This is a genomic window from Paenibacillus sp. J22P218, from assembly GCF_056269195.1.
On the sequence record NZ_JBWDNL010000001.1, the window covers coordinates 1858319 to 1880069 of the forward strand.

Annotated in this window: 22 protein-coding genes; 13 read left to right on the forward strand and 9 right to left on the reverse strand. The window is 46.3% G+C overall.

Features of this window, described 5'->3' with window-relative positions:
* Nucleotides 1-6 precede the first annotated feature (6 nt).
* The 5 genes from AC0YN0_RS07905 to AC0YN0_RS07925 form a co-directional block, all read right to left on the reverse strand.
* A complete protein-coding gene (locus AC0YN0_RS07905; protein ID WP_475820716.1) occupies nt 7-1149 on the reverse strand; it encodes a Ger(x)C family spore germination protein in 1143 nt (380 codons plus the stop codon).
* A complete protein-coding gene (locus AC0YN0_RS07910) occupies nt 1146-2240 on the reverse strand; it encodes a GerAB/ArcD/ProY family transporter (RefSeq protein WP_475820717.1) in 1095 nt (364 codons plus the stop codon). Before AC0YN0_RS07910 ends, AC0YN0_RS07905 begins: the two co-directional genes overlap by 4 nt.
* Nucleotides 2237-3658 carry a spore germination protein gene (locus AC0YN0_RS07915; protein ID WP_475820718.1) on the reverse strand — a complete coding sequence of 474 codons (1422 nt, stop codon included), beginning with the start codon at nt 3656-3658 and terminating at the stop codon, nt 2237-2239. The genes AC0YN0_RS07910 and AC0YN0_RS07915 overlap by 4 nt, the downstream gene beginning before the upstream one ends.
* 165 nt (nt 3659-3823) lie before the next feature.
* Nucleotides 3824-4840, reverse strand: a complete 1017-nt coding sequence (locus AC0YN0_RS07920) for a zinc-dependent alcohol dehydrogenase (RefSeq protein WP_475820719.1) — start codon at nt 4838-4840, stop codon at nt 3824-3826.
* 173 nt (nt 4841-5013) lie between these two features.
* On the reverse strand, nt 5014-5595 hold the full coding sequence (locus AC0YN0_RS07925) for a TetR/AcrR family transcriptional regulator (protein WP_475820720.1): 582 nt from the start codon (nt 5593-5595) through the stop codon (nt 5014-5016).
* 149 nt (nt 5596-5744) lie between these two features.
* Between AC0YN0_RS07925 and AC0YN0_RS07930 the strand changes: the two genes are divergently transcribed.
* The 6 genes from AC0YN0_RS07930 (at nt 5745) to AC0YN0_RS07955 (ending at nt 11941) form a co-directional block, all read left to right on the forward strand.
* Entirely contained in the window at nt 5745-6506 is a 762-nt protein-coding gene (locus AC0YN0_RS07930) for an SDR family oxidoreductase (RefSeq protein WP_475820721.1), read from the forward strand.
* Between the two features lie 175 nt (nt 6507-6681).
* The gene (locus AC0YN0_RS07935) at nt 6682-7260 is read left to right on the forward strand and encodes a TetR/AcrR family transcriptional regulator (RefSeq protein ID WP_442049034.1); all 579 of its coding nucleotides are present in this window, start codon (nt 6682-6684) and stop codon (nt 7258-7260) included.
* Between the two features lie 107 nt (nt 7261-7367).
* Nucleotides 7368-7856, forward strand: a complete 489-nt coding sequence (locus tag AC0YN0_RS07940) for a DUF2798 domain-containing protein (protein WP_475820722.1) — start codon at nt 7368-7370, stop codon at nt 7854-7856.
* A gap of 168 nt (nt 7857-8024) precedes the next feature.
* Nucleotides 8025-8348 carry a hypothetical protein gene (locus AC0YN0_RS07945; protein ID WP_475820723.1) on the forward strand — a complete coding sequence of 108 codons (324 nt, stop codon included), beginning with the start codon at nt 8025-8027 and terminating at the stop codon, nt 8346-8348.
* A 10-nt stretch (nt 8349-8358) separates the two neighbouring features.
* Nucleotides 8359-10101 carry an ABC transporter ATP-binding protein gene (locus AC0YN0_RS07950; RefSeq protein WP_475820724.1) on the forward strand — a complete coding sequence of 581 codons (1743 nt, stop codon included), beginning with the start codon at nt 8359-8361 and terminating at the stop codon, nt 10099-10101.
* A complete protein-coding gene (locus AC0YN0_RS07955) occupies nt 10085-11941 on the forward strand; it encodes an ABC transporter ATP-binding protein (protein WP_475820725.1) in 1857 nt (618 codons plus the stop codon). The genes AC0YN0_RS07950 and AC0YN0_RS07955 overlap by 17 nt, the downstream gene beginning before the upstream one ends.
* A 17-nt stretch (nt 11942-11958) precedes the next feature.
* On the opposite strand, the gene AC0YN0_RS07960 is transcribed toward AC0YN0_RS07955, so the two are convergent.
* The gene (locus AC0YN0_RS07960; protein WP_475820726.1) at nt 11959-12522 is read right to left on the reverse strand and encodes a TetR/AcrR family transcriptional regulator; all 564 of its coding nucleotides are present in this window, start codon (nt 12520-12522) and stop codon (nt 11959-11961) included.
* 208 nt (nt 12523-12730) lie between these two features.
* Between AC0YN0_RS07960 and AC0YN0_RS07965 the strand changes: the two genes are divergently transcribed.
* A complete protein-coding gene (locus AC0YN0_RS07965) occupies nt 12731-13093 on the forward strand; it encodes a MerR family transcriptional regulator (protein WP_475820727.1) in 363 nt (120 codons plus the stop codon).
* 18 nt (nt 13094-13111) lie between these two features.
* Nucleotides 13112-14152 (forward strand): NAD(P)-dependent alcohol dehydrogenase, encoded by a 1041-nt coding sequence (locus AC0YN0_RS07970; RefSeq protein WP_475820728.1) that lies wholly within the window; start codon nt 13112-13114, stop codon nt 14150-14152.
* Between the two features lie 57 nt (nt 14153-14209).
* Here AC0YN0_RS07970 and AC0YN0_RS07975 read toward each other — a convergent pair whose 3' ends face one another.
* Nucleotides 14210-15337: a glycoside hydrolase family 88/105 protein gene (locus AC0YN0_RS07975; protein WP_475820729.1), complete on the reverse strand. Its 1128-nt coding sequence runs from the start codon at nt 15335-15337 to the stop codon at nt 14210-14212.
* A 155-nt stretch (nt 15338-15492) separates the two neighbouring features.
* Here AC0YN0_RS07975 and AC0YN0_RS07980 point away from each other — a divergent pair, with 155 nt between their 5' ends.
* Entirely contained in the window at nt 15493-16332 is an 840-nt protein-coding gene (locus tag AC0YN0_RS07980) for a helix-turn-helix domain-containing protein (RefSeq protein WP_475820730.1), read from the forward strand.
* 65 nt (nt 16333-16397) lie between these two features.
* On the opposite strand, the gene AC0YN0_RS07985 is transcribed toward AC0YN0_RS07980, so the two are convergent.
* On the reverse strand, nt 16398-16919 hold the full coding sequence (locus AC0YN0_RS07985) for a C40 family peptidase (protein WP_442049025.1): 522 nt from the start codon (nt 16917-16919) through the stop codon (nt 16398-16400).
* A 344-nt stretch (nt 16920-17263) separates the two neighbouring features.
* Here AC0YN0_RS07985 and AC0YN0_RS07990 point away from each other — a divergent pair, with 344 nt between their 5' ends.
* The 4 genes from AC0YN0_RS07990 to AC0YN0_RS08005 are packed head-to-tail and all read left to right on the forward strand — an operon-like array spanning nt 17264 to nt 20548.
* Nucleotides 17264-18184, forward strand: coding sequence for an ATP-binding cassette domain-containing protein (locus AC0YN0_RS07990; protein ID WP_475820731.1), 921 nt, complete (start codon nt 17264-17266; stop codon nt 18182-18184).
* Nucleotides 18181-18930: an ABC transporter permease gene (locus tag AC0YN0_RS07995; RefSeq protein ID WP_475820732.1), complete on the forward strand. Its 750-nt coding sequence runs from the start codon at nt 18181-18183 to the stop codon at nt 18928-18930. Before AC0YN0_RS07990 ends, AC0YN0_RS07995 begins: the two co-directional genes overlap by 4 nt.
* Nucleotides 18931-18948: 18 nt before the next feature.
* Nucleotides 18949-19635: a response regulator transcription factor gene (locus AC0YN0_RS08000; protein WP_475820733.1), complete on the forward strand. Its 687-nt coding sequence runs from the start codon at nt 18949-18951 to the stop codon at nt 19633-19635.
* Nucleotides 19636-19648: 13 nt separating this feature from the next.
* On the forward strand, nt 19649-20548 hold the full coding sequence (locus AC0YN0_RS08005) for a sensor histidine kinase (RefSeq protein WP_475820734.1): 900 nt from the start codon (nt 19649-19651) through the stop codon (nt 20546-20548).
* Between the two features lie 30 nt (nt 20549-20578).
* Here AC0YN0_RS08005 and AC0YN0_RS08010 read toward each other — a convergent pair whose 3' ends face one another.
* A complete protein-coding gene (locus AC0YN0_RS08010; RefSeq protein WP_475820735.1) occupies nt 20579-21643 on the reverse strand; it encodes a GntR family transcriptional regulator in 1065 nt (354 codons plus the stop codon).
* Nucleotides 21644-21751 lie beyond the last annotated feature (108 nt).

Consider the following 21751-nt stretch of genomic DNA (forward strand, 5'->3'; position numbering starts at 1 on the left):
GGATAACTACTTCAGCAACCCGCTTCCATTAATATGGACGATGAACTCTGGCTTGATTTGTATGTTGCGGTACTCTTCGTCCCAATCCATACGATTGCTTCGTTTCGGATGGAATGCCGACATTTGACCTTCTACACCAAAAACGTCGCAATTGGCTTTCAACAGCTTCTTGGTTATCGCTTCGGCTTTCCTATTAAGCGACATCGCAATCGCCTTGCCTAACTTTTCCTTATCGTTCTCGACGCCGGAGATATGGGGATAATGAACGATTTCAACGTATAGATGAACCTTGATGGAGCAAGTAACCGCTTGACTTGCTTCATCAACGGTTACTTGCATGTTCCGCTTCATATTCATCGTGTTGAACGAGATTATTTCATTGGTGGGCTCATCTTGTTGGTTCGTTGACCGAATCGGCTCGATCTCCACATTGATGATAGCCGTCTTTGACAGCTCATCCATTAAGAGCAGCAGCAAGGTGGAATCTTCGCCGGTTATGGTCTCGCCCGTGAATCGATCACCGTGAAACAAAGCGATACTGTCGAGAATTAGATCTTCGGATTGTTTCATTCTGATTATGGGCAGAATCGTATCCCGGCTGGTGTCGAGCATTTTGGACCAAAGCGTGTACAGCGATTGAACAGGGATGGCGGTACTACGTTCAGCCCCCTTGATCGTTTGGAGTATATCGAATGAAATCGGACTTTTCTCGAGTTTATCGACTGATAAAATACGTGCCGCAGGTTCAAGGCTAATAATAACTTTGGAGCCGATATAACTTTTGGAGTTGCGATAAAAAAATTCCAGTGGCTCGTATATGCCTTGTTTAGCCATCTGTTCATTGATGATCACAATATGCGTTTTATTTCCGACGGTTTTGCCTGCGAGCATATTGTCAAGCTTAACCCCGACTTCTAGAAGCGATTTTCCCGAAGATTGAACAAGTTCGTCTTGTAATTTGAATTGACCCGCACCTTTGCTTTCGAGACGCAAAGCTCTAACCGTACCTTCGATGTTATTGTTTTGTGCCAGATCCAAGCCTACTCCGCTAATAATTCTTTGATCTACGATATGGTTGGTATCCCAGCATCCGGTCAGCGACAAAGGAATAAGCAGGAACACAACAATTGTGACTAACCTCTCTCTCATGACGGACACCTTTTAGTATGTTTTTTGAGAAGAAACGATAGCAGCAGCATGAACGCAGGCACACCGCCGATGACGACAAAGTAACTATTTTGTATCCATTGGCTGACTTGTTCTAATTGCTCCAGTGTCGACAAATAATAACCCGCGATAAAGATCACAGCACTGCTGACAATAACCGATTTCCGATAAAAACGCGGATTATTACTTAAGCTTTTGCCGGCTATATATAGATATGCAATGATAGAGGTCGTCATAGGAACGATCCATAACGACAGGAAGATGAGGTCCAGACGTTCGACCAAACGAAAGGCCAGTCCTTTGAGCATGAACAGGAGCGGAGAATGGAGCTGCTTTAACGCATTCGGGCTGAAGCTGAGCAGGCAAATGAGAACGAAGTAGGTATACAATACGGTAACGAACAAATTGGCGAATGAAATGACCTTCAATAATCCTCTCGTATCGCTCTTCACATAGGTAAAAGCAAACAAGACGATTTCAAACCCGATCATCGAAAGAAATGTATGATGACTTCCCTTTGCAATATCGAGAAAGTCGGATTTCCCAATTGGCAGCAGGTAAGTCACATGCAGATCTTCTTTGAAATTAATTAAACTCATCAATATTAATATTGCAAAAAGAAAGGAGGAAACAACAAAAAATCGTGAAATAATCTTAATATCCTCAAGGGCTAGAAACAGACATGTAGCTACAATGAGCACAAGCAAAGCCCATTTAGGTGTTTGAGGGAGCAGCCAAATATTAATCATTTCGATGTACAGGGTGGAGGAAAGACCCGCAATGACCATACAGCAAATGGCAAAGAAGACGTTATACGCCTTTCCTGCTATGTTGCCGAATAGCTTAATTGTCATCTCGGAAAAATTAAGATTCGGAAATCTCTTGTACAACGCCCAATAGATAAGTAATAGCAACTGTACCGCAGCTCCGGCGATCAAAGTGGAGATCCACCCATCCCCGTCAACCGATTGATACATATCGGATGGCAATGATAATAAACCAATTCCGACTTGACTTTGGACAATCAAAAAAAACAATTGAAATTTAGATATCGATCCTCGCGCGGCGCTCAACTTTTTTTCCACCTCTTGAAAAATGACATGTGACCGCCCTCGAAGCCAGGTTTAATATGCCGCTTCCACTCGGGCAACCGCAATAAAGCATATTGAAGTCGTTTTGGACGAAAATTCGTAAACGGATAAAAATAGGGTTCGCCGAACGTTTCCAGTTTGCACAAATGCATGACGATAATCATCAACATAAGCACGATTCCAAAAAATCCGAAGAGGGAAGCCGCTATCATCATCGGAAATCCCAATATGCGCAGACTTGTTCCAAACTCGCTTAGCGGAGTGACAAAGGAGGCTATGGCGGTCAAACCGATGACGACAATCATCGTATTGGAGATCAGATGCGCTTCCACTACCGCGGTTCCGATGACGAGACCCCCAACGATGCCGATGGTTTGCGAGATAGGCGACGGCAAACGGATAGAAGCCTCCTTTAAGATCTCAAGCGTGATTTGCATGACGAGCGCCTCTAAGATTGGCGGAAACGGGACGTACGTCAATGAAACCTTAATGGAATAAAAAATGCCTAAAGGAAGAATCTCGGAATGAAACGACACGATGGCAATGTAAATGGCAGGCAAAGTAATGGCGAAGATAAAGCTGATCAGTCGGATCAGACGGTAGAAGGTGCCTGCTACCCATCTACTCGAATAATCATCAGGAGATTGGTAAAAAGAAAAAAAGCTGATCGGGACCACTAAGACGTTCGGACTCCCATCTACGATTATGCAAAGCTTGCCTTCCATTAGATAGGAGATCACCCGATCGGGCCGTTCTGTTTTTAATGATTGGGCGAAGGGGGACAGTGGATGCTCCTCAATCCACTCTTCGATATTTTCGATCGAATAGAGATGATCTGTTTCGAACGCGGCTATTCTTGCAGTGCATTCTGCGACAATGTCCGGGTTAATGAGCTCGTCCATATATAACATGGCAACATTCGTATTGGTAAGCTTGCCTATTTGTTGATACTGTACTTTCAGCTTAGTACTTTGAAGTCGCTTTCGGATCAAATAGATATTCGTATTGACGCTTTCTACGAATCCTTCATGCGGCCCTATGACGGTCTGTTCTTCTTTGGGTTCCTCGATAGATCGGCTGAGCGTTTCCGCAACGTTAATAAGAGTAGCAGCAGCATCGTCGTTATTTGTTAAAAGGATGCAAGAGCCGGCGAGCAGGGCGTCGACAATGATAGCAAGATCGCTTGTCCGATGAACAGCGGCAGATGATACGATATCATTGGCATTGCCTGGATTCTCGATAACTAACGGTTCAATGATGCCGGAATGAATCAATTCTGTTTTCACGAGCGTATTCAAGTACAAGATCAGGCAGGTTTGGTTATGTACACGCAATTTTTTCGTAGAAAAATCCTCAGTGTTCGAGAACCGATGCTGGATAAGGGCAGCATTGTGATCCATATCGTTTGTTAACTCCAAGACGCTGCCTAGTGACATGTTTCACCTCGATTCACATTTTATTTCAATATGCCCATTTCGCTGGCATTGTATCAACCCGATAAAAAAGACCTCATTCTCCGCTGTGAAAACGGGGAATGAGGTCCGTAGTATTTATTAGAAAGATTATTACGTCATATCGACAATTACTTTAACCGTTCCTTTAGCTTCGATCGCTTTGTTGAATGCCTCCCCGATATCGTCCAGCTTGTACACTTGCGTAATGAGTCCGGCTAACTTGTCCTTTTGATTGCCTAGATGCTCAACGACTTTCGAGATATCTTCATGCGTATAGCCGCTTGCACCCTTGATTTGCACTTCTTTGGACATAACTTGCACAAGGCTGACTGGCACTTCGGATTTGTAAACGGCAATAACCGATATTCTAGCCTGAGGTTTCGTTATTTTCATGACACTCTCGAATAATGGAGGAGCGCCTGCAGCATCGATGAAAACATCGACATCCGGCACATTTTGTCCATATACGCTAACGACTCCATAATGTCTGGCAAGACCCTCTTCAAGAGCTTCTTTGCTTGTATTTACGGTAAGGGCACCTAATTCGGCTGCCTTGCTTAAGCGCCATTCATCTATATCGACCACGCAAACCTTCGTCATGCCTTCCGCGATCAAGCTTGCCGCAGCCGTAAGACCGATTGGTCCAGCACCCAAAACGACGATGTTATCGGACGGCACCGGATTTGCGCTGAATGCGCCATGACGGCCAACGCTCATCGGCTCCATCAGAGCTGCGACCTCTAGCGGTATGCTGTCTGCCATTGCATACAAGTTATAATCGAGAGCCGCATCTTCTACAACTACATATTGCGAGAAGCCGGAGCATTCCAATGATTTGTACCTTCCGACTTTTTTCGCCGTGATCGGATTGATTCCAACATGCATGCCGATTGCCAGACTTGACGATACTTCTGTACCGACCTCGACCACTTCGCCTACCATTTCGTGTCCGAACTCGGAACCTAAGCTAATGCCCATATTGCCGGCGCCGACCTTCACTATATTAATGTCTGTGCCGCAGATGCCGCTTCGCAGGTTACGAACTAAGACGTCTTTTGGCCCAATGCTGGGAATTGCTCGTTCTTCCACTCGAATATCGTTTTTTCCATAATAAATCGCTGCTTTCATCGTATATAGTCACTCCTTCTCGTAATAGGAACTGACATTATCGTAATCGTTTTCAAACCCTTGAGCAAACGACAACAGAGGCCGTTTCGTCATATAAGCTACACAATGAAAACATGTGTAAATTTAGTGCTTACATGTTAGACAGACAAGCGCTAAATTTTTTTGCGCAGCAGCTAGAGATTGAATTTGATAATTTGCGATGCCAAATAATGAGGTGAATACGGCATATCATTGCCAAGCCACAGCGATATGGTGCCTACGAGTGCAGAAGCGCCATACCATGCCGTAATTTCTCTTGGGACAGTGCTGATTGCATTTTGTTCATTGGACTCCGAAGGTGACTTGTATTCGTTGTTTTTCAATATGAGTTGAACCATTAATTCAAGAAATTTTGGCGTGAACACAGGTATTTTTTTGGAGACTAATAACACTTTATATACTTTTGCATGGCTCGCGATATACTCCATTAAGTTCACGAGTGTCGAGCGCACATAATCGTTTATATTTTGTTCCTTTTGCTTCTCTAGCAAGATAGCCTCGATTTCATTGATCATTTCGTTCACGAAGCTGTCGATCATATCCTCGATATCCTTGTAGTGGAGATAGAAGGTTACACGGTTGATTCCCGCTCTGGTCGTTATGAGGTTCACGGATATTTTTCTGAATTCGACCTCTTGAATCAATTCGAAGAAGGCGTCATGAATCAATTGTCTTGTTCGAATAATCCTTGGGTCTAAGGTATGGGTGTTGTGCAAAGGATCACCTCATTCGTATAGATAATTTACATGTGTATATTATACTACAGTTGTAAGTCTTGTGAAACAAATGGACATTGACAAGCTCATACAATAATCTCTATAATTTTATTGTACAGTTGTTCAATAAATCGCTGGAGGGATTCATTATGCGTTTAGAAGGAAAAGTAGCGGTAGTAACAGGCGCCGCATCTGGTATGGGGAAAGCTATTGCGGAGTTGTATGCAAAAGAAGGAGCAAGCGTCGTCGTCTCGGATTTGAACATCGAAGGCGCGGAAGCGGTTGCAGCAGGCATTCAGTCAAACGGAGGCAAAGCCATTGCCGTGAAAACGAATGTAGCCGACCTGAACGATGTGAATACAATGATCGATACAGCCGTTAACGAATTCGGCACGCTCGATATTTTGGTCAACAATGCCGGTATTATGGATAACATGGCTGCTGTGGGCGATGTGAATGATGATAAATGGGATCTTATCTTTGATGTGAATACGAAGGGCGTTATGCGCGCGATTCGCAAAGCGCTTCCGATCTTCTTGGAGAAGGGCAAAGGCGTTATTGTGAATACAGCTTCTACGGGCGGCTTCAGCGGTGCTCATGCGGGCGCTGCTTATACGGCTTCCAAGCATGCGGTTGTCGGCATTACCAAAAACACAGGTTATATGTACGCTCAAAAAGGTATTCGCTGCAATGCGATTGCTCCAGGCGCGACGATGACGAACATCACTTCTTCCATTAACAATATGGACGAGTTCGGCGCTTCGCGGACGAGATTGACGCAAGGGGTCATTCCTCGTTTGGGACAACCGGAAGAAATCGCTCAAGTCGCTTTGTTCCTGGCATCGGATGAATCCAGCTTCGTGAACGGCGCAATTATTGCGGCAGATGCGGGCTGGACGGCAGGCTTCTAATTCATCAATCTACTCTCATGTGAATCTAATCCATAGACTACAAGCAGCGCTTGCTGCTTGTAGTCTATTTTTCTTTTCAGATCGCTGCTTACACCGTATAATTATTGAACAGATAAGTATGAAATCGTATCATAAACGAATAATAGCTTTGCATGATAAGAGGGGAACAGAGGAAATGAACGAGAACGACCTAAGAGTCATTAAGACAAAAAAAGCGCTGCATCAAGCGCTGCTGGCATTATTGAAATCCAAAGCGCTCGAATCGATCTCCGTCTCCACCTTATGCAGGGAGGCAGCCGTGAATAGAGGAACGTTTTATTTGCATTATAAGGACGTGGGAGCATTATTCGACGAGCATCTCCATCATTTGCTTAAGGATCTGGAGGAGTCTTTCTATGAGCCTTACCGGCTTGTGCCGGATCTCATTTCGAGAGGGCTTGATCCTTCGACGATTCGGATCTTTCACCATGTGAAAAAATATCAGCCGTTTTACGAGATCGTTTTTGACAAAAAATCATCGTTGTCTTACTATTATTCTTTGCTGGACAAAATCAAAAGCCTCATCACGGACAGTTCCCCGATTGCTAAAGTCGCTGAAGGAGACATTTCCATGATGGTTACCTATCAAGCGAATGCGATTATGGGGTTGCTCATTCAATGGAGCATGGAAGGCTTTGCCCGCAGCCCGGAATCCATGAGCGAGCAGCTCACCTATTCCTTGAAGCTGCAGCAGAAGGGGCTAACCTTTGAATAGGCAAGTTGATATGTATTGGTAGACATGAAAAGTTCACAAACTGTTCACTTATGCGGACACTTCCTCTTTTTTTATAATGGGTAAAGTAAAAGAGAGGATGATAGAGAGTGCCAGAAACAAAAAGAGAAAATTTTTATTTCGGGATGATGATGTGCATCGGGATGGTCATATTCATGACGAGTTACAATTTGATTCGGAATGATCTGATTGGGACGATTTCATTCACAGGCGTTATCATGCAACTTGTTTTAGGTTTTATTGTCGCATTCATAATTGAATGGTTTGTGGTAGGTCCGATTGCCAAGAAGATTGCCTTCTCCTTGCCTTATGACAAATCCAATAAGGTGCTTGTGATCGTTTCGTTAGCCTTCTTTATGGTAAGCGGCATGGTGCTGTGCATGTCTTTATTTGGTCTAGCAATGGCATATTTTGCTGACCAATTACACGGGCATTCATTATTCCAAAGCTATGTGTCGAATGTTTGGCACAATTATGTAATTGCTCTTCCGCTCCAGCTCATCGTTATGGGACCGCTGGTTCGCTATCTGTTCGTCAAATTCGTGAAAAATAAAATGTCCGCGCAACCCGTTGGATAATATCGGAAATAACTGCTAACAAATAAGCCGCTCTGGATTGAGCGGCTTATTTGTTGTTTGGATCCCAATCAAAAGCTTGACATCAATCGATCGAATTGTATACATTTGTATACATAAAATGAGTTGTATACATCTGTATACATAACACAACGATGAGGAGGAATCACAATGCGTGAAGGACATGGACATAGAGGCAGACACGGTCATCGGGAGCATGGAGAGCACCGGGAACACGGCCATCATCACCACAAGAGCGCTCAAACGTTCCGGAGAGGCAGAGCACTCGCCTTTCTGGAGAAGCTTCAGGTAAATCAAGCGACGCTTAAGCGCCAGTTGAACGACCCTGAGCTTGAAAGCATTAAGGGCGTCATTAGCGGTGAGTTAAAGGCAACAGAATCGATTATGGATGAGTTTATTCATATGTTCCAGCTCCATGAGACTGCAGCTGAAGAGCAGGCTGCTGATGTGAATCCAAACGATGAAAGGGCATGAAGGTGACTGAATGTGGAAGCTTAAGCGATTTTTGAAGCCGTATTGGCTGTGGTGCTTATTAGCACCGCTGCTGATGGTTGTCGAGGTGGCAATGGATTTGCTGCAGCCGTCACTTATGGCAAGCATTGTGGATAATGGAATTATGAGTAATGACCTTTCCCATATTATGAAGACTGGATTGCTGATGGTCGGCGTTGCCTTAATCGGTTTAATCGGCGGGGTTGGTTGCACCATATTCTCCAGCATCGCCTCTCAAAATGTCGGCAATGATTTGCGGATTCGGTTGTTTGAACATATCCAGACGTTATCGAATCGGAATTTGGATCAGTTGAAAACGGGATCTCTAATCACTCGTTTAACGAATGATGTGGTGCAGTTGCAAACATTCGTGCAGATGATTCTTCGAATGATCCGGTTTCCGCTGCTTTTCATTGGCAGCTTGGTGATGGTTTTCCGAATCAGTCCATCGCTAGCCCAGATTCTCGTTGTCGCCGTACCGATTCTATTCATTATCTTATTTGGACTCATCCGGTTATCTTTTCCTTTGTTTGAACGTATGCAGGCTAAGCTTGATGGGGTTAACGTCGTTCTGCAAGAAAATTTGACAGGTATCCGTGTCGTTAAGGCATTCGTCCGCGCCAAGCATGAACAGCAGCGATTCAATGCAGCGAATAAGGACTATACAGAAACTGCAATAAAAGCCGTACGATTAATGGCATTAAATATGCCGCTTATGATGCTTGTGCTGAACGCAAGCATTGTTGCCGTCCTATGGTTCGGCGGCTTGCAGAGTTGGAACGGCAAGCTGACGGTCGGTGAGCTGGTCGCCTTCATTAATTATGTTACCCAGTTGCTGATGTCCATGCTCATGCTGAGTACGATGCTGACTTTCGTCTCGCGGGCGAAGGTTTCCGCTTATCGGGAAAACGAAGTGTTTGCTTCGGTAAGCGAGATTACGGAAAATTCAAATGCGAGTGGTGACGCTATTCACACAGGACAGATCGCATTCAATAACGTATCGTTCGCCTATGACCAGAGCGATGAGAACCTCGTGCTGGAAGGGATTGATTTCACCGCGAAACCTGGAGAAACCGTTGCGATATTGGGAGCTACGGGAGCTGGCAAGTCAACGCTTGTTAGTCTCATTCCGCGGCTGTACGACGTCTCCTCCGGCTCGATTACAATTGACGGAACAGACACGCGTTCGATGAGCCTTGATCATTTGCGCAGCCGAATCGGATTCGTCATGCAGCAAACGATTCTGTTCAGCGGCACGATTCGCGATAATATACGTTACGGACGGCCCGATGCAACAGACCAAGAGGTTGAGGAAGCCGCGCAAGCCGCACAAGCCCATAACTTCATCATTGAGCTTCCGGCAGGGTATGACACTTTGCTCGGTCAACGTGGCATCAATCTGTCCGGCGGACAGAAGCAGCGGTTATCGATTGCGCGCGCTTTCTTAAGCGATCCAGCCATTCTGATTATGGATGACAGCACAAGCGCGTTGGATGCGGCAACGGAGTCAAGGCTCCGGCAGCATATGAAATCGCAACAACGCCGCAGCACCAACATCATCATTACGCAACGGATTTCGTCTGTCATAGACGCAGACCGTATATTAGTGCTAGATAACGGCAAGATCGTTGCACAAGGCTCGCATGAGCAATTAATGCATAGCAGCGAAATATACCGGGATATTCGCCAATCACAGTTGAAAGGAGAGGAAGAGGTGTATGGCCATGCTAACTAAGAGCAAGGATGCTGAATCTCCCAACAGGTCGACAGATTTATTCGGAAGAATGCCAGGTCATGGCCCGGGCCTAGGACGCGGCGGTCCCGTACCGAAGGCGCGCGCCAAAAATCGAGGAGCAACGATCAAGCGTATCTGGGCGTATATGAATCGCCAGCGTTCCGGTCTAATGATCGTGTATGTGTTCACCGTATTGGGTGCGATTCTTACTTTGATCGGCCCGTACTTAATGGGTCAAGCGATCGATCATGCGGTCATACCGGCCGACTATGACGGACTCATCCGTTATTGCTTGCTTATACTAGGTATTTATGTGCTGGGTAGCGTCATTGCGTGGGTGCAAGCGTATGTTATGACCTCCGTTTCGCAGAAAACGGTATTCGAGCTGCGTCGTGATTTATTCGGCAAATATCAGGAGCTGCCGGTTCCTTTTTTTGACACGCATGCGAACGGGGAGCTCATGAGCCGGGCTACGAACGACATCGAGAACGTGTCCAATACGCTGAATCAAAGCGTGACCCAGCTGCTGAACAGTCTGATTACGCTAAGCGGTTCACTCGTAATTATGCTCATGCTGAATGTTCCCTTGACCGTTGTATCGCTCATCACGATTCCGCTAGTCCTTATCGCCAGCCGCAAAATCATTGGTCTCAGCAGTCAATATTTCAAAAAGCAGCAGCGGCATTTGGGCGAACTGAACGGGTACATCGAGGAGACGATCAGCGGACAGAAGGTAGTTAAGCAATATCGCAGGGAAGAGCTTGAAGTGAAACGGTTCCGGGCGATCAGCGGCGAGTTGAACAAGGTTGGTATCAGAGCGCAGATCATGTCGGGTCTCGTAGGTCCGGCCATGAACATGATCAATAATCTCGGCTTCGCCATCATTGCCGGCGTTGGCGGCTGGATGGCTTATCACGAGCTGGCTACGGTAGGAGTGATCGTCAGTTTCCTTAACTACTCGAGGCAATTCGGCAGACCGATCTCGGAGCTTGCCAATCAATACAATCTGATTCAGTCGGCTATCGCTGGCGCTGAAAGGGTATTTGAAGTGATGGATAGGTCTTCCGAATACGAGCAATCTACTCATACGGAATTGCCAAGATTGACTGGAGAAGTTGCATTTCGCGATGTATCTTTCGGTTATAAAGCAGACGTTCCGATTCTGAGCGGAGTAACCTTCGATGCGAAGCCGGGCGACAAAATAGCGCTCGTCGGTCCAACGGGCGCCGGCAAGACGACCATCGTTAATTTGCTGATTCGGTTTTATGAGCTGAGCGGAGGCTCTATTCTTATTGACGGCCATGATATCCGAATGCTGGACAAAAACGCTTTACGCAGTCAGATGGGGATGGTGCTGCAGGACGCGCACTTATTCTCGGGGACCGTTCGGGATAACATTCGCTTCGGAAGACTGGACGCATCCGACAAGGAAGTGGAGGAAGCTGCCAGGCTGGCGAATGCAGAAGGGTTCATAACCAGGCTACCGCACGGTTACGACACGACGCTAAGCTCGGAAGGCGGCAATCTGAGCCATGGACAACGGCAACTGCTGACCATTGCGCGAGCGATTCTCGCCAATCCGGCCTTTCTCATTCTAGACGAAGCGACAAGTAGTGTGGATACGCGTACCGAAATGCATATCCAGCAAGCGATGAAAACGTTGATGAAAGGGCGTACCAGCTTTGTGATCGCACATCGATTAAGTACGATTCAGGATGCGGACCGAATTCTCGTCATACAGCAAGGCCGGATTGTCGAGCAAGGCAATCATGAACAGCTGCTGGAGCTTCAGGGCGTCTACTGCGATCTCTATAATAGTCAGTTCATGCAGGCTATTTAGAAAACTAGCCAAGTTGTTTATTTCTCGCCCTTGACTAATTGCGTAATTTGATTAGCCATATAGATAGGACTGTACGGCGTTTTTTCCTTCAGCCACCAGGTTACGATTCCTAATGTCGATGAGGCTAAAACCTCGTTAAGCACATGGAATGGTCTGCCTTTCGATCTTCTTTCCTCCCCCCACTCCGTGATAATGCCCATCAGCATAGCGAACACGCGATCGTGGAACGCTTTGTTGTCCAACATTACCGTATATAATCCGGCATTGCGATAAAAGTGTTCCAAAAATGAAGTAAGCGCCGGATGCGACGAGGAGGGAGGGGGAGACTTCTTGATCGCCTCGATTGTAATCGTCTGGTACATCTCACCCAGCACATCCTCAATCATGTGCTCCATCAGATCCTCAATGCTGTCGTAATGCAAATAGAACGTTGCGCGGTTCAATTCAGCCCGATCGGCGATCGTTTGGACGGTCAGCTTGTTCTTATCCGGATCTTCTTGAATTAATGCGATAAGCGCTTCCTTAAACATTTTCCTCGTCCGTTTAATTCGAGGATCTATTTTGTCGTTCTCCGATTTCATCGATTCTCATCCTTATTTTCTATTTTGCGGTCAACTTTAATCATGCTAGTATCTTATCAGCGCTGTATCTTTTAATCAACAATACGTCTATTAAGCAGTTCGTAATAAAGTATTTTCAAGAAGGTGTTGACTTGGAGTTAACTCCAAGGTGTACACTTCAGTAGTCGGCTGGCAGGCAGCTTTAGTTAGATGAAGGAGGTGAACCCGCATGCTGACCATTGCGGAAGTGAGCGACAAATTCGAGCTATCTCAGGATACGCTCCGTTATTATGAACGAATAGGTCTGATTCCGCGCGTCAATCGCAAAAAAAGCGGATTCCGAAGTTATACCGAAGAAGACTGCAGATGGGTTGAATTCATTAAATGCATGCGTAACGCAGGTCTGCCTGTTGAGGTTTTAATCGAGTACGTGGCATTGTTTCAACAAGGGGATGAAACGCTCGAGGCAAGGAAAGAGCTGCTTATTGAGCAACGAAGGCTGCTAAACTCGAGAATTGAAGATATGCAAAATACGATGGAGCGGCTGGATTATAAAATTGAACGGTATCAAGAAGCAGTAGTGGACAAATAGATAAGGAGAGAAAACCATATGTGCAAAACCCATGTATTAAGCGTACCAACTGCAAAAGCGCCTTTTGAGAAAACGACGATCGAGCGGCGAGAGCTTCGGCCTAACGACGTCTTAATCGATATCAAGTATTGCGGTATATGCCACTCCGACATCCATAGCGCTTACGATGAATGGGGAGGCGGCATGTTCCCTATGGTTCCGGGACATGAGATGTCAGGTGTGGTAACGAAGGTAGGAACGGCCGTAACGAAATTTGCTCCCGGCGATCGCGTTGGCGTCGGATGTTTCGTTGATTCGTGCGGCATATGCGAATATTGCTTAAGCGGTGAAGAACAATATTGCACGAAAGGCGTTATCAATTCGTATAATTCACTAGACTACGATGGCAATCTCACCTACGGCGGTTACAGTGAGCATATCGTCGTAAAGGAAGAGTTCGTTGTCCGTATACCTGACAAGCTGGACCTGGATGTTGCCAGTCCGCTATTATGCGCAGGCATTACGACGTACTCTCCTTTGAAAAAATGGAATGTCGGTCCGGGCAAGAAGGTTGCCATCGTAGGAATGGGCGGGCTTGGACATCTTGCTGTCCAGTTCGCGCATGCACTGGGAGCGGAGGTAACGGTGCTCAGCCAGTCCAATTCCAAACGAGACGAAGCGATGGAGCTCGGCGCAGATCATTATTATGCCACAAGCGATTCAGCTGTGTTCGCTGAGCTTGCTAACCGATTTGACCTTATCCTTAATACCGTATCTGCAAACTTGGACGTTGATGCGTACTTATCTACGCTGCGAATTGACGGAACGCTCGTCAACGTCGGAGCGCCCTCCGAGCCGGATTCGTATCAAGTGTTCTCGTTAATCATGAGTCGCCGCAGCATAGCGGGTTCGCTTGTAGGCGGCATTCGTGAAACGCAGGAGATGCTTGATTTCTCCGCTCAGCATGGCATCGTCCCGAAAATCGAAGTTATTCGCGCAGAGCAAGTAGACGAAGCTTTCGGACGCATCCTTCGCAGCGATGTGCGTTATCGCTTCGTGATTGATATGGCGACCTTGTAACTGTATTGTGAAATTAAAAAGCTGAAGCCCGCTATATGCGGGTTTCAGCTTATTTGTTTATTGAACCGATTGAGCAAGGTTCATCTCGACGCACATGAGAATGAAAGCGCCTGCGCCATGCAGGTCATTCTCGCTGGTCGGGCGGGCAATATAGTGGGCATAATCGCCGATCCCCGTACCAATGCATATTTGACCGATGATTACATTGCCGTTCTCGTCGAATTTCAGCGTATCGATGACGCCTTGATATCCCTTCCATGCATATTGCAGGTAGCTGGTGTCTAGATGACCCAATCGCACAGCCTTGGCAATCGCGTGAACGTACAACGAGGTACAGGAGTTTTCCAGCCAGTTGTCGGCCAGGTCGCCTTTGTCCACCACCTGATACCATAAGCCGGTTGCCGAATGCTGATAGGCAGTCAGTGCGATAAGCAGATCTTGCACAATCGTTATGAGCGCAGCTTTATCCTTATGGTCCTCGGGCATATGCTCGAAGATTTCGAGCAGTGCGACGGGATACCAGCCGATCGCGCGTCCCCAGAACTGTGAAGCTTGGCCCGTGTCCGGGTCAGCCCAGCTTGCGGACTTGGTTTCGTCCCAGCCGTGGTAAAGCAGGCCGGTGACGGGATCCTTCGTATGCTTCTCCATCAAGAAGGCCTGAAAAGACATGATGTCAAAATATTCGCTATCGCCGAACGTCTTCCCGAATTGTACAGCAATCGGTCCGGCCATATACAAGCTGTCTAGCCACATTTGATTCGGGTAATGTTCTTTGTGCCAGAATCCTCCTGACGGATTCGTCTTCCATGTCTTGAACAGCGGAACAAGGTTGAATAGCGCTTTCTTGTACTTTTCATCTTTCGTTCGCTCGTAGAGGTTAAAGAGCAGGACACCTGGTTGAATATCGTCCAACTCATCAGGATTATGTTTCTTGAAGCTGCCATCCTCAAGAACTTGGCTGTCCACCCAGCGCTTAATATATTCGTAATAGCGATGGTTGTTCGTCTGCTGCCAACATTTCTCCATGCCGGACAGAAATACGCCTTGATGATAATGAAAGCGATCGGGCGGCAGCGACTCCGGCTCGTATTTGAACATTAAAGCCTCGCATGCTTTCTCGGCCCATTGTATGGGAGTCAGTTCCGCGTGTAATTCCGCTTTCGCATTAGATGATGATGCGCTCATCTTCTGTATGCCTCCTTCATCCATTTATAAACCTATAGTAGCATGATGAATATGTACATTTTTTGCTTAAATCGATTATTTCTTCTCATATCTTGCGTCCATGAATTGAAATCGTATAATAGAGAGACAATTGGCGGGGAGGAGAGCGGCGTTTCATGGACGATTTTTTATATGACAACGGCGAGGGCAGCTTTTTGGTGTCGTATCGGAAAGCTTTGAGCCATCATATGCCGATCAGCCATTTTCACAGTACGTATGAAATCTTTTATCTGATGTCGGGCAACCGGGAGTTTTTTATTAAGGATCGAACGATGCAGGTTGATGAGGGGGATGTCATTATTATCTCTCCGAATATTTTGCATCGCACCATCAATGCGGCAATGCCTAAGCATGAGCGGCTTATCGTGAATATTTCCGAGAGCTATATGGCAGCGGTTAATCGTTCTTATATGGAGCTGCTTCAGCCGTTGTTGTCAAAAGAATACATGGTCATCAAATGTTCCTTGCACGATCAGCTCTCCATTAAGTCGCTGTCGCATCAGATCATGCAGGAGATGCAGGATCAGAAGCCGGGCTTTGAGATGTATATGCAGACGTTGGTTATACAGCTTCTCATCATATGCTGCCGGCATGTTAAGCAAGACAACAAGGGACATTGGGAGTCTCCAAGCCTCATGCACGAAACGATCTCGAATATTGTAAAGTATATCAACAGCCATTATGGGCAGGAGCTGTCGCTGCATTTGCTAGCTGAGAAATTTTACGTCAGTCCTTATTATTTGAGCCGTACCTTCAAGGAGGCGACCGGCTTCACGTTCGTGGAGTATTTGAACAGCGTCAGGGTGAAGGAGGCGAAGAAGCTTCTTGAGCAATCTGGGATGAGAGTAGGCATGATTGCCGCTAAAGTAGGCTTCGGAAGTGTTACTCACTTTGGCAGAGTATTCAAGTCGGTGACCGGTTATGTACCTTTGCATTACAGGAAAGGAAAGAGTTAGAGGGGATTTGGATGACCTGATAGATGATATCCTTGATTGTTAATCCCCTCTAGAAGCAGCTTCATTTATTTAATGACGCGTCTAGCGACTACAAATCTTTGTTTGTACCAGTTGTTCGTATAGATGTTCGTAATGACTACGTCGCGTTCTGCTGTAAGATTGTGAATCATTTTGCCATCGCCTATGTAGATGCCTACATGGCCAACGTCGCTTTTGTTTTTGCTGTTAAGCCAGAAAAATACGAGATCGCCTTTCTGAAGATTGCTCCACGATACTTTCGTGCCCACTTTAGCTTGATCGTCATCGTCTTTGTTTACGAGCGATACCCCAATATTGGCAAGTCTATAAGTTAGGTATGTGAATCCAGAGCAGTCTGTTTTGTAAGGCGGCTTCACTTCTTGTCTTTGTTTCCAGTTCACATATTGTACTTTGCTCTGCAGCGAGAGTGCAGTTTGAACCACTTTGTTTTGTTTCGCTGTTACGGATGCCGAGGCAGCATCGACATTGGCAGTTGCAAATAAGGAAGTGGCAGGTAAGCTGACGGCTAACATTAACATGGCTAATTTTGTTTTAAAGCCTTTTTTCATGATCGATCATCTCTCCTCGTTGTTCGTCTCCCTTGTATTATAAAGATCCTTCGGAGGAGTAAAAAACCTGCAAAAATTGGCATGTAAACGCGACAATTACATAAAAGGGTTAGAAAAAGTCAGTGTTCATGCGGGTTTTGGGCATCATAAACGTACTGGAATAATTGGGATGAATAATTTCTTTCTTGTTGATCAATAGAGACTATGTTATAATGCTTAATTTTCGAATAATGGATTGTTTAGCGGGGAAATCCCTTTATACTTTCTTTATATTTGCTATACTTTTTCTTGGTTATTTAGGTTGTAAACTATGCTCATACTCAGGTCATGAAGGAGAAACGCATATGAGCGAATATGTATTGCGTACTAGAGACATTAGCAAAAAATACGGTGATGATTACGCTATACAAAATGTGAGCGTAGAAATCAAACGAGGTCAGATTTACGGATTAATCGGCTTGAATGGCTCAGGAAAAACAACGTTTATGAGGGCCGTAACCGGCTTAATCTCACTTACTGGCGGAGAGGTGGAATTATTCGGGCAGACCTGCGAAAAGGCGTTGCAGCTTGGCAGGCGACGTATCGGGCAATCGATCGAGACACCGGCGATTTACCCAAACATGACCGCGGTACAGAATCTCGAAATCCAACGGATTATTAGCGGCGTTCCTGATAAGAATGCGGTGAACAAAACGTTAGATGTGGTTGGACTAGCTGGTACGGGCAGCAAGAAAGCCAAAAACTTCTCCCTCGGCATGAAGCAACGGCTGGCACTCGCAATCGCTCTAATTACGAATCCGGAATTTCTCATCCTGGATGAACCGGCGAATGGACTGGACCCGAAGGGGATCATCGAGACAAGGGAACTGATTCGCCGTCTCGTACAGGAAAGAGGGCTTACGATGCTGATCTCCAGCCATCTGCTTGACGAATTGGCGATGGTTGCGACTCATTACGGGATAATTGATAAAGGAAGACTTGTCAAACAACTGTCAGCGGAGCAATTGGCGCTTGAAACCCGGCAGCATATTCGCATTGTGACGAAGGATTCGGCTAAGGCAATGGCTCTCTTAAAAGAGAACTTCGGTGTAACGGACTGCCAGGCAGTATCAGCAGGCGAGCTTTGGGTTCGCGAGCAGATGAGCAGGACGGGTGAGATGAACACGCTGCTTGTCCAACATGGCGTTACCGTAGAAAGCATCGGTGTCACGGAACAAAAGCTGGAGGAGTACTTTGTGAATCTGACCGGAGGGATGAAACAATGACAACGTTGATTGCCTCCGAATGGTACAAATTGCTGCGCGGGAAGATCCTTGTCTTGATCCTTGCGGGCGTCTTGCTGGAAACCCTTATTCAAGTTATGGCGGCGTATTCCGTACATGATAATGAGATACTGGGCCAGACAGGCGTCCTGGTACCGGCTAGCAAGTCATTTGTATTGCAAGTATGGTTCTCCGCTTTTACCGGATTTTTTGTTGCTTCAGAATTTCAGAACGGTACAATGAGAAATGTCCTTGCCCTTGGTAAAAACAGATTGCACGTATTTCTGTCCAAGCAGTTGTCCGTATGCATCGCCGTCGCCGCCATATATGCCGTTGTCAGTATTACGGCTACAGCGGGTTACGGTTCGGCCTTTGGTTTTGGCGACATGGCTTTAGAAGCGTATTTGCGCTTTTTATCATGGAATTTTTTCATGCAGCTGATCTATCATTTAGCATTGGGGGCCATATTTAATCTGATTGCCTTTCTTAGTCGAAATACGGGTATGACCATTCTGCTGGGCATCGGCTATATGATTGCGTCACAAGTAATCGTCGGTTATCTGGGCAATTACCCTGAAGGCAAATTAGCTTTTATCTTGGAGCTCTTCCCTCAATATTATAGTTCGGCGTTCGGTTACTTAAGCGGTGAACCTGCATTTGCCATCAAGGGAGTCATCGTTAGCGCAGTTTACTTTGTGCTTGCATGTATCCTTGGTTATGTCGTATTTAAAAAATCGGATATCAAGTAAAAAAATGGTGGGAGACAAATGAACGAACCGATTCTCGTTATTGAAGACGATGCGGCAATCAACACTTTGTTGTGCGAGGCGCTTGCCGGAGCGGGCTACCGCCCCGTAAGCGCCTATTCCGGCAGTGAGGCGATGTTTCTGCTGCCCCAAGAGTCATGGAAGTGTATCATTCTAGACCTTATGCTGCCAGGCAAAACAGGTGAAGATGTCCTTATTGAACTGCGCAGAAGGGAGCGTATGCCGGTCATCGTGCTCTCTGCGAAGGTGGGGAAAGAAAGTAAATTAGAACTGCTGGCAAGTGGCGCGGACGATTACATGACCAAACCGTTTGACATAGACGAGCTGCTAGCAAGGGTTGCTGCCCAGTTAAGACGGTTTACGATGTATTCCGATTATGAATCAGCTAGGGCGCCCCTTCAATATCTTGACATCCATTTGAATGTAGACGAGCATGAAGTAAAGGTCGGAGGATCCGACATTCTGCTTACGCAACGGGAATTTGAGATATTGGAGCTGCTTCTGCGACATCCGCTCAAAGTATTCAGCCGCATCAATATTTATGAAAGCATATGGAACGAGGAATTTCTGGGGGATGAGAAAACGATCAACGTTCATGTGAGCAATCTGCGAGCTAAATTGAATGCGGTATCGACGCACAAGCATATCAAAACGATCTGGGGCGTTGGATTCCGGCTCGCTGAATAAGGGGGGCGACATCATGTATGTGTGGATAGGGGGGCTCGCGACTTTATGCCTGTATCTAACGCTGCGCTTCTACTTCATGAGACGCGAGATCAAACGGTTAACAAGTCAGATTAGGGATCTTGGCGCAAATGCGCAATATGGAAGCAGACTATATTTGGAGGAAAGCGACTCAAAGCTGGCCGAAGCCATCCATGAAATCAACCGATTAGTGGACGGATACGAAGAACGGTTAAAGCGAGTAGGTGAATTGGAGCAAAATATTCGACTCACGATTTCTAGTATTTCCCATGATCTGCGAACGCCGCTGACGTCTTTGGCAGGGTACCTGCAGCTCCTTAAGAAGGCGCCTTCTCCTGCCAAGCAGGAACAATATGTGAGTGTGATTACGGATTCTGTCAACGTGCTTCAGGAATTAACCGAAAGCTTTAATGACTTGTCGCGACTGGAGCTCGATGAACATAGTTACGCTGTTCAAAGCTTGAATTTGGAACATACGGTATGCGACAGTTTTTTGCGGTTTTACGAAGATTTTTTACAAAAAAATATCGAACTGTCTATACAGGATGCAAAGAAGGCGCCGATTGTGAATGCCGATCCAATGGCGCTCCAGCGAGTGCTGCATAACTTGATTCAAAATGTGCTTAGGTACGCGCATGGAACGGTATCTGTGTCATTTTTCGAAAATGGACCTTTCCACGGCGTAAGTGTCAGCAATGAAACGGAGTTCCCGTTGCCCACTGCCATTGAAGCAATCTTTGACCGCTATTATACCGGAGACCAAAGCCGCGGCAGTAAGGGCATGGGTCTTGGGCTTTATATATCCCGTAAGCTTGTCAATGCAATGGGCGGATCAATGGGCTCCCATAAGGAAGGCCAACGGATTACGATTACCGTGCAATTGCCGATGTGTTAGGTTTGAATTACCGTCGCTACTACAGAACGGTTATGGGAAAATGAGCTGGACGGACACGACGACGCTTTGCGGGGCGTAGGCGTGCATGATTTGATCTCGCAGCAGCGATACGGCGGCACGTGCCATCTCCCGCTCGTCCTGCTGTACATATGCGACGTTCGGTATGCCCGGATCGTCGAAAGAAATCAGCTCCACATTAGTCTGCCCTTCGATGCTTTGAAGAGCTTGCGATGTCAGTTGGGCAATTTCCTCCGTTAATGTAAAAGCTGCCGTGATCGACTTATGTCCTTGAAGGAAGTCCGTAATGTAAGCAAGCGCGCGGTCGCTGCGGAGTATATCAAGCGGTACATGGCACCATAGATTCTTATCGATAGAAATTTCTTGGTCGATATATGCTTTCTCGAACCCGGTCGTCCGATCCTCGACGGCCGTATTTGCGTTCTCCGGAGAAATGAGCGCAATATGGCGATGTCCTTTCCCAAGCAGATACGACACTGTATCATAAGCCCCGCCTAGATTATCTGAAGTAATCGTATAGGTCTCGATATTGCGAAGATAACGATCAATAAAGACGAAAGGGAACTTATCAAGCGACAATCGCAGCAACGATTCGTTATATTTCTCATCCTCGGTAGGGAAGACGATCAAGCCTTGTACGCCAGCATCGACTAGATCACGGATGGATTTGGATTCCTCGGAAGCCGATTCGCGCGTAATGCTCAATATCATTTGGAAGCCGGCTTCCTTTAAGTGAAATTCCATGTAGTCGACGAGCTTCTGGATGACGCGGGTTTTCATTGTTGGAATAGTGAAGCCGATTAACGGAACGGCGTTAGGCGCAGCAATCCGCAACGACGAAGTGCCGGCTAGCTTTACATCCGCCGCGACGAACGTTCCTTTGCCTTGAATACGGGTGACCAGTCCTTCATCGGCCAGTTCGGTAAGCGCGTTCTTGACCGTGATTTTGCTTACCTTGAATTCATCCATTAATTCTTGTTCCGAAGGAATGCGATCGGAAGGTCGAAGTCTTCCCGAAATGATTTTCTCACGGATCTGTTGTTGGATTTGTTTGTATAGAGCCGTTTTCTTTATCAAGTCATCCACTCCCAATAAAAAATATGATTTTATACTCAATTGGTTATATAAATAATATTTAATACCAATTATAATCCAAAGAGTAAAGCGCTTTCAAGCTTGAATTTA

Bases quoted from the DNA above. Each gene is read 5' to 3' on its own strand.
- AC0YN0_RS07970 (WP_475820728.1), top strand. From the start codon at position 13,112: ATGTGCAAAACCCATGTATTAAGCGTACCAACTGCAAAAGCGCCTTTT.
- AC0YN0_RS07965 (WP_475820727.1), top strand. From the start codon at position 12,731: ATGCTGACCATTGCGGAAGTGAGCGACAAATTCGAGCTATCTCAGGAT.
- AC0YN0_RS07920 (WP_475820719.1), bottom strand. From the start codon at position 4,840: ATGAAAGCAGCGATTTATTATGGAAAAAACGATATTCGAGTGGAAGAA.
- AC0YN0_RS07905 (WP_475820716.1), bottom strand. From the start codon at position 1,149: ATGAGAGAGAGGTTAGTCACAATTGTTGTGTTCCTGCTTATTCCTTTG.
- AC0YN0_RS07935 (WP_442049034.1), top strand. From the start codon at position 6,682: ATGAACGAGAACGACCTAAGAGTCATTAAGACAAAAAAAGCGCTGCAT.
- AC0YN0_RS07975 (WP_475820729.1), bottom strand. From the start codon at position 15,337: ATGAGCGCATCATCATCTAATGCGAAAGCGGAATTACACGCGGAACTG.
- AC0YN0_RS07985 (WP_442049025.1), bottom strand. From the start codon at position 16,919: ATGAAAAAAGGCTTTAAAACAAAATTAGCCATGTTAATGTTAGCCGTC.
- AC0YN0_RS07960 (WP_475820726.1), bottom strand. From the start codon at position 12,522: ATGAAATCGGAGAACGACAAAATAGATCCTCGAATTAAACGGACGAGG.
- AC0YN0_RS07950 (WP_475820724.1), top strand. From the start codon at position 8,359: ATGTGGAAGCTTAAGCGATTTTTGAAGCCGTATTGGCTGTGGTGCTTA.
- AC0YN0_RS07980 (WP_475820730.1), top strand. From the start codon at position 15,493: ATGGACGATTTTTTATATGACAACGGCGAGGGCAGCTTTTTGGTGTCG.
- AC0YN0_RS07955 (WP_475820725.1), top strand. From the start codon at position 10,085: ATGGCCATGCTAACTAAGAGCAAGGATGCTGAATCTCCCAACAGGTCG.
- AC0YN0_RS08000 (WP_475820733.1), top strand. From the start codon at position 18,949: ATGAACGAACCGATTCTCGTTATTGAAGACGATGCGGCAATCAACACT.
- AC0YN0_RS07930 (WP_475820721.1), top strand. From the start codon at position 5,745: ATGCGTTTAGAAGGAAAAGTAGCGGTAGTAACAGGCGCCGCATCTGGT.
- AC0YN0_RS08005 (WP_475820734.1), top strand. From the start codon at position 19,649: ATGTATGTGTGGATAGGGGGGCTCGCGACTTTATGCCTGTATCTAACG.
- AC0YN0_RS07945 (WP_475820723.1), top strand. From the start codon at position 8,025: ATGCGTGAAGGACATGGACATAGAGGCAGACACGGTCATCGGGAGCAT.
- AC0YN0_RS07990 (WP_475820731.1), top strand. From the start codon at position 17,264: ATGAGCGAATATGTATTGCGTACTAGAGACATTAGCAAAAAATACGGT.
- AC0YN0_RS07995 (WP_475820732.1), top strand. From the start codon at position 18,181: ATGACAACGTTGATTGCCTCCGAATGGTACAAATTGCTGCGCGGGAAG.
- AC0YN0_RS07915 (WP_475820718.1), bottom strand. From the start codon at position 3,658: ATGGATCACAATGCTGCCCTTATCCAGCATCGGTTCTCGAACACTGAG.